Source organism: Pseudomonas sp. 8_5_2, from assembly GCF_059295255.1.
This window is the reverse complement of record NZ_CM181238.1, coordinates 4,147,696-4,163,161: the sequence shown is the minus strand read 5'-3', so window position 1 is coordinate 4,163,161 and position 15,466 is coordinate 4,147,696. Positions and strand designations below refer to the sequence as shown.

Sequence of the window (15,466 nt, the reverse complement as noted above, 5' to 3'; positions counted from 1 at the left end):
CGGGTTGCAATAAATTCGCCGATCAACCTTTGCGCACGCGCTCGCGCCGGCTTTTTTCCAGGTCCTCGCAGGCCTGCTGGATCATCTGCTCGGTGATTGGCACTTCGCGCCCCTGGCCGTCGATGATCGAACCGCACACCTGCGGTTGCGGGGTGGTCCGGGGCTTCTGGTTGTCGCTGTTGTGCTGCAAGCTCATGCATTGTCTCCTCATCAGGTACAAGCTCAAGGTAACCTTGCGCCGTGACTGGCCTGTGACAGCGGCCGCATCCCGGCACAACCAGTCCAACAGAAACCAGGATAAACCTCCATAGCCAGGTTAGATCGATCGGTTATAGCAACCTGCACCCGTTCCCACGGCCTGGATGAGTGGTAGTCTGCGGCTTCCCTGCCATTGTGGTTGCAGTCATGCCCGAATCGGTTTCCCCGCGCCAACGCCGGGCCTTGCGCCTGGCCTGGCAGTTCGTTCGCCCTTATCGCCGCCAGGTGCTGCTGGCCTTGCTGGCGCTGGTGGTCACTGCCGGCATTACCCTGTCGATGGGCCAAGGCATACGCCTGCTGGTGGACCAGGGGTTCATGACCCGCTCCGCGCACCAGCTCAACCAGACCATCGGGTTGTTCCTGCTGCTGGTGCTGGCTTTGGCCGTGGGCACGTTCAGCCGTTTCTACCTGGTATCGTGGATTGGCGAGCGTTGCGTGGCCGATATTCGCCGTGCCGTGTTCGACCACCTGATCGGCCTGCACCCGGGGTTTTTCGAAGACAACCGCAGCTCCGAAATCCAGTCGCGGCTGACCGCCGACACCACCTTGCTGCAATCGGTGATCGGCTCATCGTTGTCGATGTTCCTGCGCAACGCGCTGATGGTCATCGGCGGTGTGGTGCTGCTGTTCATCACTAACCCCAAGCTCACCAGTATCGTGGTGGTGGCCTTGCCGCTGGTGCTGGCGCCGATCCTGCTGTTTGGCCGTCGGGTACGCAGCCTGTCGCGGCAAAGCCAGGACCGGGTGGCGGATGTGGGCAGCTACGTGGCCGAAACCCTGGGGCAGATCAAGACCGTGCAGGCCTACAACCACCAGGGGTTGGACCGCCAGTTGTTCGCAGGCACGGTCGAGGCGGCGTTTGCCGTGGCCCGGCAGCGCATTGCCCAGCGTGCCTGGTTGATCACCCTGGTCATCGTACTGGTGCTGGGGGCGGTCGGGGTGATGTTGTGGGTAGGTGGCATGGACGTCATCGCTGGGCGCATATCCGCCGGCGAGCTGGCGGCATTCGTGTTCTACAGCCTTATCGTGGGCAGCGCTTTCGGCACGCTCAGCGAAGTGATCGGCGAGTTGCAACGTGCAGCGGGGGCTGCCGAACGCATCGCCGAACTGCTGGCTGCGCGTAGCGCAATCCTGCCCCCGACCACGGCGCTGACACTGCCGCAGCAGCGCGCCAGCGGGCGCATCGAGCTGCAGGAGTTGGTGTTTGCCTACCCTTCACGGCCATCGGTGGCGGCTATCGATGGCCTCAGCCTGGCCATCGAGCCTGGGCAGACCGTGGCCCTGGTAGGCCCGTCGGGGGCAGGCAAGTCGACCCTGTTCGATTTGCTGCTGCGCTTTTACGACCCCCAGCAAGGGCGCATCCTGCTCGATGGCCAGGCGATCACCGCGCTCGACCCCGACCAGTTGCGCCGACAGTTCGCCCTGGTGGCGCAAAACCCCTCACTGTTTCGTGGCACGGTCGAGGCCAATATTCGCTACGGCCGGCCCGACGCGACCATGGCCGAGGTCGAAGCCGCGGCCAAGGGCGCCCATGCCGATGAATTCATCCGCCAGCTGCCGCAGGGCTACCAGACGCCACTGGGCGAGGGCGGCATCGGCTTGTCGGGTGGGCAGCGGCAACGCCTGGCGATTGCCAGGGCGCTGTTGGTCGACGCGCCGATCCTGTTGCTGGACGAAGCCACCAGTGCCCTCGATGCGCAGAGCGAACACCTGATCCAGCAGGCGCTGCCCAGCCTGATGGCCGGGCGCACCACCCTTGTGATCGCGCATCGACTGGCTACGGTGCAGCATGCCGAGCGTATTGCGGTCATCGACAAGGGCCGGCTGGTGGCAGTGGGCACTCATCGCCAGTTGATCGAGGAAAGCCCGCTTTATGCGCGGTTGGCCGCTTTGCAGTTCACTTTGGGGTAGGCTGTCGTTGCTCTGTAATATTTCTGTAGTAATTGCCTGAGAGTATTCAACTCAACTGTTGCGTAAGTGCTCGACCTGGCTGCCATTGCTTGATGGCAGCTTTTTTTTGGCCCGCTTTCTCCCCCTGGTTCCGAGACCCTCGATGTTGCGTAAATCCCTCAGAGTGCAAATTCTCTCGCTGCTCGGTGGCAGCCTGGTCGCGATGCTGCTGATCGCCCTGGTGTGCTTCCAGTTCCTGTCGTCGAGCGTGCGCAGTTATGCCGAACTGGTCGACGGGCCCCTGCGTGCCTCGCAATTGATCGACGAGGCCAACCTGCAGTTCAAGATCCAGGTGCAGGAATGGAAGAACGTGCTGTTGCGCGGGCGCCAGCCGGCTGACATGGACAAGTACTGGCAGCAGTTCCAGGCCCGCGAACAGCAGGTGCAACAACTGCTCGGGCAACTGATAGACAGCAGCGATGCGCGGCTCAAGGCGCCGCTGCAGCAGCTGCGCGAGACCCATCGCCAGCTGGGCCAGGCCTACGCGCAAGGCCGGCAGGCGTTTCTCGCTGCGGGGGGCGACCCGGTAGCGGGCGACCAGGCGGTGAAGGGGGTTGACCGCGCCGCCAGCGAGCAGATGAGCGAGCTGGTCGAGCAACTGCGGGCGGACGCGAGCCAGCGTGCGGCCCGCATCAATGCCAGCGCCGACCGCACCGTATGGCTGGGCCTGCTGGTGATGCTGGCCTCGGCGGTACTGGTGGGGCTGCTCAGCCTGTGGCTGGTGAACCGCAGCCTGATCGAGCCGATTCGCCAGTTGATCGAGTATGTCGCGCAGCTTAGCCAGGGCCGTTTCGCCGCCCGTGTCGACAGCCGCCGCGAGGACGAACTGGGGCGCCTGGCGCGGGCGGCCAACACCCTGCGCGACTTCCTCGCCGACACCGTAGGCCGGCTGCAGGACAACGCCCAGGAACTGGAAGGCGCCAGCGGCCAGTTGCGCAGCATTGCCGGGGACATGGCCCGAGGTACCCACGACCAGTTCCAGCGTACCGACCAGGTGGCCACGGCCATGCACGAGATGTCCGCTACCGCCCAGGAAGTCGCCCGCCATGCCGCGGAAGCCGCCCGCGCGGCGGATGATGCCGACCACAGCGCCCAGGCGGGCGAACAGGTCATGCAGCAGACCATCGACATCATTGGCGTGGTCAACCGCGAAATCGCTGGCACGGCGGCGGTGATCCGCGACCTGGAACATGACAGCACGCGCATCGGCAAGGTGCTTGAAGTGATCCGCGGCATTGCCGAACAAACCAACCTGCTGGCACTCAATGCGGCCATCGAAGCGGCCCGCGCGGGGGAGGCCGGGCGTGGCTTTGCGGTCGTGGCCGACGAAGTACGCAGCCTGGCCCAGCGCACGGCGGCATCGATTGCCGAGATCCACCAGATCATCGAAGCGGTGCAGTCGGGGGCGGTGGAAGCGGTCAAGGCCATTGAAAGCGGCCAGCAGCGCAGTGAGGAAGGGGCCGAGCAGGTGCAGCGGGCCGGGCAGATGCTGCAGCGCATCACCCTGGCAGTGGAGGCGATCCGCGACATGAACCGGCAGATCGCCACGGCGGCCGAGGAACAGACCAGCGTGGCCGAGGACATCTCGCGCAACCTGATCGAAATCACCCGCATTGCCACAGCCAACCAGGAAGCGGTGCAGCACACCGAACAGGCAGGGCAGCGCCTGCATGGGCTGTCGGGGCAGCTGGGTGAGGTCACCTCGCGCCTGAGCGCCTGACCGGGCACTAAAAAGCCCGCGCAAGGCGGGCTTTTTGAGCAGGATCTGGTCGGAGAGACAGGATTCGAACCTGCGGCCTTCTCGTCCCGAACGAGACGCGCTACCTGGCTGCGCTACACTCCGATGGCGAAAATCCTACTGCATCCCGTTTTGGCCCGCAAGCCCTTGTCGTTCAACGGCCGCTGACCAAAACAGGCGACTTGATCAGAGCTCTTTGACGGTGCGGATCTGGTCCTTGTTCAGGCGCGTGCGCTTGCCGTCCAGTTGCTCGAATTCGTAGAAGCCAGAGTCTTCATCATAGGAGGGTTTGTCGGTTGCCTGGATTTCGCGGCCATCATTGAGGGTGATGACGCTTGGGGTCGAGCAGCCGGCGAGGGCGCCCAGGCCCAGGGCGAGCAGGAAAGCGGGGAGGGTCCGTTTGATCATCGTGTTTCTCCAGTGCGATGGTGCCAGATGACAGTTATGACGCAACACGTTGGTGCAAGTTCCTTTTCAGTGCAGCATAGCGACAAATCCGTCCCGTTGATCCAGGGCAAGGCAGCTGGTCGCCACGCTGGGAAAGGTGCGCTGTGATATAACTGCGGCCATCCCATCTTCTTGTGACGGACCCCATGAAAGCCAAGGCAGATACCCCTTTCGTGCCGCTGCACATCGCCGTGCTGACGGTCAGTGACACCCGCACCTTCGACACCGACACCTCCGGCCAGCTGTTCGTCGACCGCCTGAGCGCGGCCGGCCATCGCCTGGCCGAGCGCGTGCTGCTGAAGGACGACCTGTACAAGATCCGCGCCCAGGTCGCCACCTGGATCGCCGATGACAACGTGCAAGTGGTGCTGATCACCGGCGGCACCGGTTTCACCGGCCGCGACAGCACGCCCGAAGCCGTGGCCTGCCTGCTGGACAAGCAGGTGGACGGTTTTGGCGAGCTGTTCCGGCAGATTTCCGTGGCGGACATTGGCACCTCCACCGTGCAGTCGCGCGCGCTGGCCGGGCTGGCCAACGGCACCCTGGTGTGCTGCCTGCCGGGGTCTACCAACGCCGTGCGCACCGGCTGGGACGGTATCCTCGCCGAGCAGCTCGACGCCCGTCATCGCCCGTGCAACTTCGTGCCGCACCTGAAGCAGGCAGCGGCCTGTGACAGCCGTGGCTGAGGCTAACCAGGCCCGGCCGCTGATGCCGGTGGAACAGGCCCTGGAGCAGCTGCTGGCGTTAGCCGAGGCGGCACCGATCGGCGAGACCGAGAACCTGCCGCTGGCCGAGGCCGAAGGCCGTGTGCTGGCCACCGACCTGGTGGCCTCGCTCGATCTGCCGCCCTGGCCGAACAGTGCCATGGACGGTTATGCCCTGCGCCTGGCCGATTGGCAGGGCCAGGCGTTGCCGGTCAGCCAGCGGATTTTCGCCGGCCATGCACCGCAGCCTCTGCAACCGGGCACCTGTGCTCGCATCTTTACCGGGGCGCCAGTACCGGAAGGTGCCGACTGCGTCGAGATGCAGGAAAACACCGAGGTGCTTGAAGATGGCCGGGTGCGCTTTCTGGAGCCGTTGCAAGCCCAGCAGAACATTCGCCCTCAGGGCCAGGAAACCCGTAAAGGCGAGCAGGTGATGAGCGCTGGGACCCGGCTGGGGCCGATCGAGCTTGGTCTGGCTGCCACCTTGGGCCATGGCCGCCTGGACGTGGTCCGCAAAGTGCGCGTGGCGGTGCTCTCCACCGGTGACGAACTGGTCGAACCCGGCCTGCCGCTGGGGCCTGGGCAAATCTACAACAGCAACCGTCGGCTGTTGGTCAGCTGGTTGCAGAGGCTGGGCTGTGAGGTAGTCGATGCCGGCATCCTGCCGGATGACCTGGCTCTTACCCGTGCCTGCCTGGCCGGGCTGGGCGGGGTCGACCTGATCCTGTCTACCGGCGGGGTCTCGGTGGGCGAGGCCGACTACCTGGGTGCGGCCCTGCGCGAAGCCGGCGAGCTGGCCTTGTGGAAGCTGGCGATAAAACCGGGCAAACCGCTGACCTTCGGGCACTTCCGGGGCGTGCCGGTAATCGGGCTGCCTGGCAATCCGGCCTCGACCCTGGTCACGTTCGGCCTGCTGACCCGTCCCTATCTGCTGCGGCGCCAGGGTGTGGTGGATGTCACGCCGCTGCGTTTCGACATGCCGGCAGGCTTCGACTGGCCCAAGGCGGGAACACGTCGCGAGTACTTGCGGGCGCGCATCGAGCAGGGCCAGGTGCGCATCTACAAGAACCAGAGTTCGGGAGTGCTGCGCAGCGCGGCGTGGGCCGAAGGGCTGGTGGAGGTGCGCGAAGGCAGCACGCCGAAGCAGGGCGACAGTGTGCCGTTCATCCCGTTCAGCGAGCTACTTGGCTGAGCGCTCCAGCCACGCACTGGCCAGCGGCGCGGTCTGGGCCGATGCCGCCTGGGTCAGGCGCATGTGCACGTTCTCCAGTTGCTGCGCGGCCACGCTCCAGTCGTGGCGCTGGCGGGCGAACAGGCGCCCGGCATCGCTCAACTGGCTCATGCGCCAGGGCTGATTGAGTAACTGGGTGATCAGCAGCGCCAGCTGGTCGCTGTCATCACTGCCCAGGTAGTGCTCGCCGTTGTTGGCCGACAGGCCCGAGACGCCTTTGCCGGTAGTGATCACCGGCAGCCCGGCGGCCATCGCTTCGAGGATTTTCACCTTGGAGCCGCCGGCGTAACGCAGCGGCGCAAAGAACAGCGCCGAACGCCGCTGCAGTTCACGCAGGTCTGGGCGGTAGCCAAGCCATTCGATGCGTGGGTCGTTCCAGTGCAGTTTCCAGCTTGCCGGCATGGCATGCCCGGCGATCGCCAGGCGCACCGCCGGGTTGCTCATCCACACCTGCGGCATGATGTCTTCCAGAGCCCACTCGATGGCCTCCAGATTGGCGCCATACTCGAAGTTGCCGACAAACAGCAGGCGCTGGCTGTGCAGGGCGGGTTGCACGTGCTGGTAGAAATCACAGTCCACGCCATTGACCACCACGTTCACCGGGCGCCCGCTGATTTGCTCTATCAACTCTGCATCGTGGGCGCTGACCGCCACCAGTTCGGTGGGCTGGCGCAGCACCCGGTGTTCCCAGCGCCGGTAGCGCCAGCGGTCAAAGGCATTGAGGGGGCGCAACCACAGCGGCAGGCGGTCGTGGCTGGCACCGCCCATCACCGACTCCAGCGTGTGCTCGCTGAGCATGTAGGGCAGCCCGCGGGCCTGAAGGGCTTTTTCGAAGGGCTGGAAGCTGTAGCTGTGCTCGATCTGGATCACATCCCAGGGCTCGTCCAGCAACTGCTCGAAACGGTGTCGCAGACAAGGCGACAGGCCATTGATGATCGCGCGCATGGGGTAGTCGATGATGGGTGAGGCAAGCAGGTTGAGCGGGCTGTGCAGCGCACGGCGTGGCAGCACGATCAACCGTTCGACCAACGGCTCCAGGGCATCGCGGGCGGCATCGCTCAGGGGGATTTTCGACTGCACCAACAGGGTGATGCGGTGGCCGTGCTGTGCCAATGCACGTAGCAGGTGGTATTGCCGGGTCTTGCTGCCGCTGGTAGTGGGCCAGGGCAGGTATGGCAAGGTCCAGAGAATGCGCATGACGCGAAATCCTCGCTGAAGGCTGCGGATACGGGGCGCGTCCATGGCACTAGAGGGTATTTGCTGAGCATAGACGGGCATTCCGAAGCGTGGGAAAAATGACCGTCCGACGCGATCAATTGCCTTGCTCGGAGCGGCTTGATGCCAGCCAGTCGAGCAATTGGTGCCGCTTTGCGGCCCATCGCCGGCAAGCCAGGTTCCCACAAGTACGGCGCATGGCTTGCCGGCGAGGGGCTGTGCAGCAGCCCCATTAGCCCCTGACTGGCAGCAGGGCCTGGCCTGTTTTTTTCAGGTGGCATGCAACGATCGATAGGCAGCAGTGGTCGAGATCAGGGTTGGCCAACTTACGGAGACGCGCACATGCAAGGGCGCAAGGCAATGCTGATCCTGCACGGCAAACAGGCAATGAACGAAGAACTGCGCAGTGCCGTGCACGACCTGCGCGATAGCGGCTGGGCGCTGGATGTGCGGGTCACCTGGGAGGCGGGTGACGCCCAGCGCCTGGTCGCTGAAGCGCTGGCGGCGGGTTACACGCACATTGTCGCCGGTGGCGGGGACGGCACATTGCGTGATGTGGCCGAGGCCATGGGGCTGGTGGGGACCGAGGCCAGCCTGGCGCTGTTGCCGCTGGGTACCGCGAACGATTTCGCCAAAGCCGCCGGCATCCCCCTGGAGCCCGCCACGGCACTGGCCCTGCTGAACGTTCCGGCACAGCCAATCGACCTGGGCCAGGCCGGCGACCAGTTGTTCCTCAACATGGCCACGGGGGGCTTTGGCAGCCAGGTAACGGCCAATACTTCCGAAGACTTGAAAAAGGTACTGGGCGCCGCGGCTTACCTGTTCACCGGGCTGTCGCGCTTCAGCGAGCTGCAGGCAGCTTCGGTGGAGCTCCAAGGGCCGGACTTTCACTGGCAAGGGGACTTGCTGGCGCTGGGCATCGGCAATGGCCGCCAGGCGGGAGGCGGGCAGGCGCTCTGCCCGGAGGCTGTGGTCAACGACGGCTTGCTCGACATCGCCATCCTGCCCGCGCCGCAAGAGGTGGTGGGTGCGCTACGCGACTTGCTGGTCGGTGATGGCCTGTTCGTGCGGGCCAGGTTGCCCTGGGTCGAGATCAAGAGCTCGCGGGGCCTGGACATCAACCTTGATGGCGAACCCTTGCAGGCCGACAACCTGCGCTTTCAGGCCAGGCCTGCTGCGCTGCGCCTGCACCTGCCGGCAGGGTCGCCCTTGCTCAGTCGTCCAGGCTGATGATTTTCTCGCGCACGGCGAACAGCACCAGGCCCGCCACGTCATGAATCTGCAGGCGCTTCATGATCTGCGAGCGGTGGGTTTCCACCGTCTTGATCGAAAGGCCAAGCCCGGCGGCGATTTCCCGGGTGGATTTGCCGCGCACGATCAGGCGCAGGATTTCAAGCTGGCGGGCGGTGAGGTTGTGCCGCTCGCCACCGCCTTGCTTGCCCGGCTTGGTGTGCCGTAGCGCCTGGTTGATGACGGTATGGGCGATGGCCGGGCTGAGGTAGCGCTCGCCGTTGCGCACCGCTCCCAGGGCCTGCTCAAGCTCGGCGGCGCTGGTGTCCTTGAGCAAGTAACCATGCGCGCCGCTTTCCAGCGCACGCATGATCAGGTCTGGATCGGTGTGCATCGACAGGATCAGTACCTTGCAGGTACTGCCGCTGGCACGCAGCTGGGTGAGTGCGTCCAGGCCGCTGGTCGAACGCATGGAGATGTCCAGCAAGGCGATGTCCGGCGCCAACGTGCGCACCTGCTCAAGCAGCTGGTTGCCGTCGTCGGCTTCGCCGATCACGTCATAGCCGGGGATGTCGCAGACCAGCGCGCGGACCCCGGCACGAATCAGCGAATGGTCGTCCACCAGCAGCAATCTACAGGTCATGTGCAGCAGTACTCCTGGCGCGTTGCTGGGTGCGCGCAGCCCACGGGAACACCGCCTCGATCCGCGTCCCCGCGCCAAGGTGGCTGGTGATGTCGAGGCGGCCCTGCAGCGCCGTGACCCGATCTTGCATGCCGGCCAGGCCACGCTGGCCGGCGTTGTCCGGATGCGGGCCGGGAACGAAACCACGGCCATCATCATGGATCGACAGCGCCAGCCCCTCGGCAGTGCGTTGCAAGCGGATGACCAGATTGTGGGCCTGGGCGTGGCGCAACATGTTGGTCACGGCTTCCTGGGTGATACGGAACACGGCCATGGCCACGTCCTCGTCGATACCGCCCAGGCGCTGATTGCACGCCAGGCTCCAATGCACGTCGCTGCTGGCCAGGGTGCGCACAAGGTGCGCGCGCAGGCCCGCTTCCAGGCCAAGGCTGGCCAGTTGCCGCGGGTTGAGCAGGGCAGACACGTCGCGCACGTTGCCCAAGGTGTCATCCAGGGTGTTGCGCAGTGCGTCGCAGTGGCCCTGCAGCTCATCCGGCATGCGCCGTTGCAGCCACTGCAATTGCAGCTTGGCGGCGGTGAGCAGCTGGCCGATGTCGTCGTGCAGTTCCCGGCTCAGGTGCTGCCGTTCGTCTTCCTGCACCTTCAGCATGCGCTCGGCCAGCTCTGCCGGGCGCAGGCTGATCGATCTCGCGCTCAGGCCCAGATGCACGGCCGCACACAGCGTGGCGGCCAGCTGCAGTATCACCAGGCTGGTCGGGATGACCTGGTCGGCCAGGTACAGCACCACGTTGGCGACCAGCGAGGCCACGCACAGCCCGACCGTCGTCCAGCGCAGCAGGGCAGCACGGGAGCAACAACGCAAAGAAGTTTTCAAGCGTGGGAACATAGTTGGGGAAGCCACTGAAGTAGTGCTGATGGAGGCCTTGCACAATGCTGGTCAGAGGCTTTGGCGCAGTACTTTCGACGTTTTTTCGAGCATGTGATCTTTCAACCTTTGTTCAGGTTGCAAGCGTCTGTAGGGGCGCATATTACCACTTCGCATTGCATCGGTCGCGGCTGGGTAATGCTTTGAAACGCCTGCTGGTCGGGGGTTGGCGGCTAGCAAAATGCCATCTCTTGATTGGCTGGCATGCACTTGCCATGTAACTTGCTCGGCAAGGCTTCAACTTGGCCCGTCCGAAGGCGGCCGAACTTGGATGAACTTTCCAAGTTCGACCAGGGTGGAGCTTGAATAAGCGTGCTTAGTTACACTTTGCGTCGGGTTAGTGTGTACGCGACGCGCGGCCCTGGTATGGGGGAGGCGCCGTGTCCGTATGGGGGTGGATGCACACGCTGCCTTGTTCGTCACAGGAGCCGCAGGCGGGTGCGAAGGGTTGTTGCACGACCTTGGCCAATTCGCTCAGCAGCACCAACTGCTCGCCGATGTCCAGGTTGAGACGCCCGGTGCGGCGGTCGGCCAGCTCCAGCTGCCAGGCCAGCAAGGTCAGGCATGCCGCTGTCGCGGGCAGGGCTTCACGTTGCAGGTGGCCGCCATGACACACCGGGGCGAGCAATTGTTGCAAGGCGGTGGTGTAGTGAGCGACTTCACGCAGGCCCAGGCGCGTGGCCTTTCGGGCAAGGCTGTCGAGGGCGTTGCCCAGGCCGTGGCAAGCGTCCGGGTCGTTGTCGATCAGTTCCAGATGCTGCAGGCATTCCTGTGCCTGGGTCAGCAGTAGCTGGGCATCCAGCATGAAGCCCTGCAGGGCTTCATCGAACGATAAGGCAGTGTCCATCTTCAAGTCCCCGCGCGTGAGGTAGGCGCAGGGGGTGGGCACGCCAAAACGATAGCTAGCAAAAGCCTGACTCCATTCATGCAATGAGAATGGCGTCACATTAATGGCTAAAGGATATCGCGAACATCAGGTTACGCCCGATTGCCGCTAAGGGTTTCCCTGATGCGGGGCTAAGGCGGGGAACTTTTGCGACCCCTTCGATTTACCCTGGGACGCCCGCAGTAAAGCATGATGGTAAAGTGATATCAATTGTCTTCGGCGCATTTTCCGACAAGGGTCAAGGTGTGCGCGAAGCCGCCGATAACGCTTGAATGATTTCACTTTTTTCGACTGAAGCCTGGGGGTTTTCCAATGGCCGGCATTCTCGACACGGTAGACCAACGTACACAATTGGTGGGTGAGAACCGCCTGGAAATTCTGATGTTCCGCCTGGCAGGCCGTCAGTTGTTCGCGATCAACGTGTTCAAGGTCCAGGAAGTGCTGCAGCTGCCCAAGCTGACCCTGATGCCTCAGCGTCATGCCTTCGTCTGTGGTGTGGTCAACCTGCGGGGGCAGACCTTGCCGGTGATCGACCTGTCCCAGGCGATCGGCATGCGCCCGCTGCAGCCGACGCCGGACAGCACCATCATCGTCACCGAATACAACCGCTCGGTGCAGGCGTTTCTGGTGGGGGGGGTCGACCGCATCGTCAACATGAACTGGGAATCGATCATGCCGCCGCCTTCCAGTGCCGGGCGCCAGCACTACCTGACCGCCATCACCAAGGTCGATGAGCAGCTGGTGGAGGTGATCGACGTGGAGAAAGTGCTGGCCGAGATCGTACCGTACAACGCCCGGGTGTCTGGCGAAAAGCTCGCCGACCCGGTGCTGGCCCGCGCCCGCGGCCGCGAGGTCCTGCTTGTGGACGACTCCAGCGTGGCCCTGGCGCAGTTGCGCGACACCTTGTCCCAGCTGGGCATGAAGCTGCACGTGGCCAGTGATGGCCTGAAGGCGCTGCGCATGCTCAAGGCCTGGGCCGATGCCGGCGAGGACGTGTGCCAGAAGCTGCTGATGGTGTTTACCGACGCTGAAATGCCGGAAATGGACGGTTACCGGCTTACCACCGAAATCCGCAGCGATGCCCGCCTGCGTCAGCTTTACGTGGTGCTGCACACCTCGCTCTCGGGCAGCTTCAACGAGTCGATGGTGAAGAAGGTGGGCTGCGACAACTTCCTGTCCAAGTTCCAGCCCGATCGCCTGGTCGATGTGGTCAAGCAACGCCTGCTGCTGGATGCCGCCACTGCGTGATCCTTGCCTCTGCCGGGTATAAGCTGGGTTTTTGGCATGAAGCGAGGCGGCAGGGATGTTTCTCAGTGAGCTGTATCGATACCCGGTGAAGTCTGGCCAGGCGCAAAGCCTGCAAACCTCACCGGTGGGTGTGCTGGGTTTGCAGGGCGACCGGCGCTGGATGGTGGTGGAGGAAGATAACGGACGCTTCCTGACCCAGCGGGCCTGGCCGCAACTTGGCCAGCTGCAGGCGCGCGATGACGAAAACGGCCAGTTACTGCTACAGGCGCCCGGGCTGGACCCATTGAGGGTGCCTGTACCTGCTGCCGATGAGGCCCTGCGCGGGGTCACGCTCTGGCGCGACACCCTGCGCGTGCCGGACGCTGGCGATGCCGCGGCGGCCTGGCTGAGCGAGTTGCTGGGCAAGGCCGTGCGGCTGGTGCATTGCCCGGAGCAGCGGGCGCGTTACTTGCCAAATGGCTATGGCTTCAACAGTGACCGGGCGGCGTTTCCGGATGGCTTCCCGTTGCTGCTGATTGGCCAGGGTTCGCTGGAGGCGCTCAACCAGCGCATTGGCCGACCGATGGAGATGCTGCGTTTCCGGCCGAACATGGTGGTGCAGGGCGCTGAAGCGTTCGCCGAAGATGGCTGGAAGCGCATCCGCATCGGCAGCCTGGAGTTCCGAGTGCTCAAGCCCAGCGTGCGTTGTGTGTTCACCACAATCGACCCAACAACCGGGGAGCGCAGCGCTGACCGTGAACCAATGGCGACGCTGAAGACCTTCCGCGAGAAAGAGGGCGATGTGCTTTTCGGGCAGAACCTGGCGGTGGATGGCAGTGGCTGGCTTGAAGTAGGCATGCAGGTGGAAGTTCTGGAGTGAATGTGTTGCCTGTACTGGCCCTGTCGCCGGCAAGCCAGCTCCCACAGATTCATCACAGGTTCGAACACATGTGCCTTACCTGTGGGAACTGGTTTGCCGGCGACAGGGCCGGTACAGACTCAGGAAGCCTTACATGTCATCGAAATACCGCTCATGCCAGTCCACCAGCGGCTGCGGTGAGTTGAGCTTCTGCCCGTAGATCACCGAATACGACAGCACGTTCTGCACATACTGGCGCGTTTCGTCGAACGGAATCGACTCTACCCACACATCGAAGCTCAGGTGCTTGGCGCCTTTGAGCCACTGCCGCACGCGGCCGGGCCCGGCATTGTACGCCGCCGAGGCGAGCACCCGGTTGCCGTTGAACTGGCTGTGCACCTGGCTTAGGTAGGCCGCGCCCAGCTGGATGTTCTTGTCCGGGTTGAGCACCTGTGCCGGTGACGCCAGCGGAATGCTGAACTTGCGCGCGGTTTCCTTGGCCGTGGCCGGCATCAGCTGCATCAGGCCGCTGGCGCCCACCGGGGAGCGTGCGTCCTCCATGAAGGCACTTTCCTGGCGAGTGATGGCGAATACCCAGCTCGAATGCAGGCCGCGGACCTTGGCTTCGCGCACCAGGGTGTCGCGGTGGGCCATTGGGAAGCGGATGTCCAGGTCGTCCCAGTATTGCGCCTGGCTAATAGTACGGATGGCCGGGAAGTACCAGCGCAGGTCATAGCCAAGGCGTGCCTGGGCAACCATTTCGTCACGGCTGAAGTGGCGGCTGACGTGGTACCACTCGCGGCGGCCTTCGACGATCTGGCCGCGCGCGTGAAACTCCAGTGCACGCTGGATGCCCGGCGTGTTGCGTACCTTCTTGACCAGTTGCGGGCTCAACACCAGCGGCTTGTTGTTCAGCTGGTACGGCGTTTGCGCCCGGTCGGCAGCGAGGAAGCCATAAAAGTCGCGCTCGCGCGCGACGGTCTTGTACAGCAGCGGGATCTGCGGGTTGTTCGGCTGGGCCAGCTCCAGGCTGCGGGCCTGCCAGTATTTCCAGCGGCTGCTGCTGGCCAGGTCCTGAGGCAGGCGCCTGGTCAGTTCGTAGGCGTCTTCCCAGCGGGCCAGGCGCAGCAGCAGGCGCAGGCGCCATTCGCTGACGGTGTTGTCACGCAGTTCCGGGTCGTAGCGGGTCATCAGGTCGAGCGCGCGCGGGTCGTAGCGGCGTGCCAGGGTAAGGCCGATTTCACGGGCGATGGCGACCTTTTCGTCACGGGAGAAGTGCATGCGCTGGGCGTAGTCGTCGAGCAGCGCCATGGCCCGCTCCGGGTCCTGCCGAGCCAGGCGACGCAGGCCGAGGCTGACCACGTCGGACATCGCTTCGTTGACCGGGGTAAAGCGCGACGGCTGGTTGAGCAGTTCGGGCTTCTGCGCCACGTCGACCAGCAGGCGCCCCTGCGGGCCGAGGGTGGTCAAGGTCTTGACCAGGTTGTTGGCCAAGGCGTAGTTGCGCGCCTGGGCGGCCAGCTTGGTGCGTTCCCAGCGCTTGGCCTCGGTCAGCTGGCCTTCGGCTGCCCACATGCCGAACAGCGTGTCACACGCGGCAGGTTGCGACTTGCCGACGCTCCACAGCTTGTTGGCGGTGGCGTAACCCTCGGCCCGCAGGCCGTGGCTGAGCTGGTACTGGCCGTTGAGGCAGTCCAGTTCAGTGAAGTTGAGCTTGGGGTCGTAGTACTTGACGAAGGTATCCCACTCGCCGCGCTCGGCCAGCCAGCGCAACCAGCGCAGTTTCATCCAGTTGGCCTGGGGCAGGTCGCCATGCTTGGCCAGGAAGCCTTCGATCTCCTGGTTGCTGGCGCTTTTAAGGCGTGCGGTAAGCTCGTCGTAGGCCAGATACGGCGTCAGCGGGTAGTCGCTGAGGGCTTGGGCGTAACGCAGGTACGGGCCTTTGTCGCCCTTGGCCAGCGCACGCTTGGCCTCGTCATAGTACTGGCGTTGCGAGGCAAGGTCGGTGGCCTGCGCCGCGCAGGTGGCAGCGGTAAGCAGCAGGCAGGATGCAATATGTAACAGGCGGCTGCGCATGATACGTCCGGGCAGTTGAACCATGGGGAAGTGACGGCGGAGCCAGCACTGTTGGAAGCGATTGCCTTAGCTTAGCC

The 15,466-nt window shown here is 64.3% G+C and carries 14 protein-coding genes, 1 tRNA gene and 1 pseudogene; 8 read left to right on the top strand and 8 right to left on the bottom strand.

Annotation, left to right across the window (positions count from 1 at the left end; genetic code table 11):
* Positions 1–22: 22 nt before the first annotated feature.
* A complete protein-coding gene (locus AC5O5R_RS19145; protein WP_172224903.1) occupies positions 23–196 on the bottom strand; it encodes a PA1571 family protein in 174 nt (57 codons plus the stop codon).
* A 209-nt stretch (positions 197–405) separates the two neighbouring features.
* Here AC5O5R_RS19145 and AC5O5R_RS19140 point away from each other — a divergent pair, with 209 nt between their 5' ends.
* From AC5O5R_RS19140 to AC5O5R_RS19130, 3 genes and pseudogenes are all read left to right on the top strand, one after another.
* Positions 406–2,169, top strand: a complete 1,764-nt coding sequence (locus AC5O5R_RS19140; protein WP_494514643.1) for an ABC transporter transmembrane domain-containing protein — start codon at positions 406–408, stop codon at positions 2,167–2,169.
* Positions 2,170–2,311: 142 nt separating this feature from the next.
* Positions 2,312–2,995, top strand: a pseudogene (locus AC5O5R_RS19135) (methyl-accepting chemotaxis protein); the annotation flags it as partial.
* A gap of 165 nt (positions 2,996–3,160) precedes the next feature.
* Complete coding sequence (locus AC5O5R_RS19130) at positions 3,161–3,928, top strand: methyl-accepting chemotaxis protein (protein ID WP_494515474.1); 768 nt, start codon at positions 3,161–3,163, stop codon at positions 3,926–3,928.
* 46 nt (positions 3,929–3,974) lie between these two features.
* Here the strand turns inward: AC5O5R_RS19130 and AC5O5R_RS19125 are convergent.
* Together AC5O5R_RS19125 and AC5O5R_RS19120 are read right to left on the bottom strand one after the other, a co-directional pair.
* A tRNA-Pro gene (locus AC5O5R_RS19125) sits at positions 3,975–4,051 on the bottom strand.
* An 81-nt stretch (positions 4,052–4,132) separates the two neighbouring features.
* Positions 4,133–4,354 carry a YgdI/YgdR family lipoprotein gene (locus AC5O5R_RS19120; protein WP_172224912.1) on the bottom strand — a complete coding sequence of 74 codons (222 nt, stop codon included), beginning with the start codon at positions 4,352–4,354 and terminating at the stop codon, positions 4,133–4,135.
* A 185-nt stretch (positions 4,355–4,539) separates the two neighbouring features.
* Between AC5O5R_RS19120 and moaB the strand changes: the two genes are divergently transcribed.
* On the top strand, positions 4,540–5,079 hold the full coding sequence (gene moaB, locus AC5O5R_RS19115; RefSeq protein ID WP_172224915.1) for a molybdenum cofactor biosynthesis protein B: 540 nt from the start codon (positions 4,540–4,542) through the stop codon (positions 5,077–5,079).
* Positions 5,063–6,289 carry a molybdopterin molybdotransferase MoeA gene (locus tag AC5O5R_RS19110; RefSeq protein WP_172224918.1) on the top strand — a complete coding sequence of 409 codons (1,227 nt, stop codon included), beginning with the start codon at positions 5,063–5,065 and terminating at the stop codon, positions 6,287–6,289. The genes moaB and AC5O5R_RS19110 overlap by 17 nt, the downstream gene beginning before the upstream one ends.
* Here the strand turns inward: AC5O5R_RS19110 and AC5O5R_RS19105 are convergent.
* Entirely contained in the window at positions 6,278–7,525 is a 1,248-nt protein-coding gene (locus tag AC5O5R_RS19105; protein ID WP_172224921.1) for a glycosyltransferase family 4 protein, read from the bottom strand. The genes AC5O5R_RS19110 and AC5O5R_RS19105 overlap by 12 nt on opposite strands.
* Before the next feature lie 360 nt (positions 7,526–7,885).
* Here AC5O5R_RS19105 and yegS point away from each other — a divergent pair, with 360 nt between their 5' ends.
* Complete coding sequence (gene yegS / locus AC5O5R_RS19100) at positions 7,886–8,773, top strand: lipid kinase YegS (RefSeq protein WP_172224924.1); 888 nt, start codon at positions 7,886–7,888, stop codon at positions 8,771–8,773.
* Here yegS and AC5O5R_RS19095 read toward each other — a convergent pair.
* The 3 genes from AC5O5R_RS19095 to AC5O5R_RS19085 all read right to left on the bottom strand — a co-directional run bounded on the left by AC5O5R_RS19095 (position 8,757) and on the right by AC5O5R_RS19085 (position 11,188).
* On the bottom strand, positions 8,757–9,416 hold the full coding sequence (locus AC5O5R_RS19095) for a response regulator (protein WP_172224927.1): 660 nt from the start codon (positions 9,414–9,416) through the stop codon (positions 8,757–8,759). The two genes, yegS and AC5O5R_RS19095, sit on opposite strands and share 17 nt — an antisense overlap.
* A complete protein-coding gene (locus tag AC5O5R_RS19090) occupies positions 9,406–10,302 on the bottom strand; it encodes a sensor histidine kinase (protein WP_172224960.1) in 897 nt (298 codons plus the stop codon). Before AC5O5R_RS19090 ends, AC5O5R_RS19095 begins: the two co-directional genes overlap by 11 nt.
* Before the next feature lie 376 nt (positions 10,303–10,678).
* Positions 10,679–11,188 carry a histidine kinase gene (locus AC5O5R_RS19085; RefSeq protein WP_172224930.1) on the bottom strand — a complete coding sequence of 170 codons (510 nt, stop codon included), beginning with the start codon at positions 11,186–11,188 and terminating at the stop codon, positions 10,679–10,681.
* A gap of 351 nt (positions 11,189–11,539) precedes the next feature.
* Here AC5O5R_RS19085 and AC5O5R_RS19080 point away from each other — a divergent pair, with 351 nt between their 5' ends.
* Together AC5O5R_RS19080 and AC5O5R_RS19075 are read left to right on the top strand one after the other, a co-directional pair.
* Positions 11,540–12,475: a chemotaxis protein CheV gene (locus AC5O5R_RS19080; protein ID WP_172224933.1), complete on the top strand. Its 936-nt coding sequence runs from the start codon at positions 11,540–11,542 to the stop codon at positions 12,473–12,475.
* 55 nt (positions 12,476–12,530) lie between these two features.
* Positions 12,531–13,334: an MOSC domain-containing protein gene (locus AC5O5R_RS19075; RefSeq protein ID WP_172224935.1), complete on the top strand. Its 804-nt coding sequence runs from the start codon at positions 12,531–12,533 to the stop codon at positions 13,332–13,334.
* 129 nt (positions 13,335–13,463) lie between these two features.
* On the opposite strand, the gene AC5O5R_RS19070 is transcribed toward AC5O5R_RS19075, so the two are convergent.
* Positions 13,464–15,389: a transglycosylase SLT domain-containing protein gene (locus tag AC5O5R_RS19070; protein ID WP_172224938.1), complete on the bottom strand. Its 1,926-nt coding sequence runs from the start codon at positions 15,387–15,389 to the stop codon at positions 13,464–13,466.
* Between the last annotated feature and the right edge of the window lie 77 nt (positions 15,390–15,466).

What these genes read in the sequence shown, in the direction of transcription:
- AC5O5R_RS19145 (WP_172224903.1), bottom strand. Translation starts at nt 196, where the DNA reads ATGAGCTTGCAGCACAACAGCGACAACCAGAAGCCCCGGACCACCCCG.
- AC5O5R_RS19140 (WP_494514643.1), top strand. Translation starts at nt 406, where the DNA reads ATGCCCGAATCGGTTTCCCCGCGCCAACGCCGGGCCTTGCGCCTGGCC.
- AC5O5R_RS19130 (WP_494515474.1), top strand. Translation starts at nt 3,161, where the DNA reads ATGGCCCGAGGTACCCACGACCAGTTCCAGCGTACCGACCAGGTGGCC.
- AC5O5R_RS19120 (WP_172224912.1), bottom strand. Translation starts at nt 4,354, where the DNA reads ATGATCAAACGGACCCTCCCCGCTTTCCTGCTCGCCCTGGGCCTGGGC.
- moaB (WP_172224915.1), top strand. Translation starts at nt 4,540, where the DNA reads ATGAAAGCCAAGGCAGATACCCCTTTCGTGCCGCTGCACATCGCCGTG.
- AC5O5R_RS19105 (WP_172224921.1), bottom strand. Translation starts at nt 7,525, where the DNA reads ATGCGCATTCTCTGGACCTTGCCATACCTGCCCTGGCCCACTACCAGC.
- yegS (WP_172224924.1), top strand. Translation starts at nt 7,886, where the DNA reads ATGCAAGGGCGCAAGGCAATGCTGATCCTGCACGGCAAACAGGCAATG.
- AC5O5R_RS19095 (WP_172224927.1), bottom strand. Translation starts at nt 9,416, where the DNA reads ATGACCTGTAGATTGCTGCTGGTGGACGACCATTCGCTGATTCGTGCC.
- AC5O5R_RS19090 (WP_172224960.1), bottom strand. Translation starts at nt 10,302, where the DNA reads ATGTTCCCACGCTTGAAAACTTCTTTGCGTTGTTGCTCCCGTGCTGCC.
- AC5O5R_RS19085 (WP_172224930.1), bottom strand. Translation starts at nt 11,188, where the DNA reads ATGGACACTGCCTTATCGTTCGATGAAGCCCTGCAGGGCTTCATGCTG.
- AC5O5R_RS19080 (WP_172224933.1), top strand. Translation starts at nt 11,540, where the DNA reads ATGGCCGGCATTCTCGACACGGTAGACCAACGTACACAATTGGTGGGT.
- AC5O5R_RS19075 (WP_172224935.1), top strand. Translation starts at nt 12,531, where the DNA reads ATGTTTCTCAGTGAGCTGTATCGATACCCGGTGAAGTCTGGCCAGGCG.
- AC5O5R_RS19070 (WP_172224938.1), bottom strand. Translation starts at nt 15,389, where the DNA reads ATGCGCAGCCGCCTGTTACATATTGCATCCTGCCTGCTGCTTACCGCT.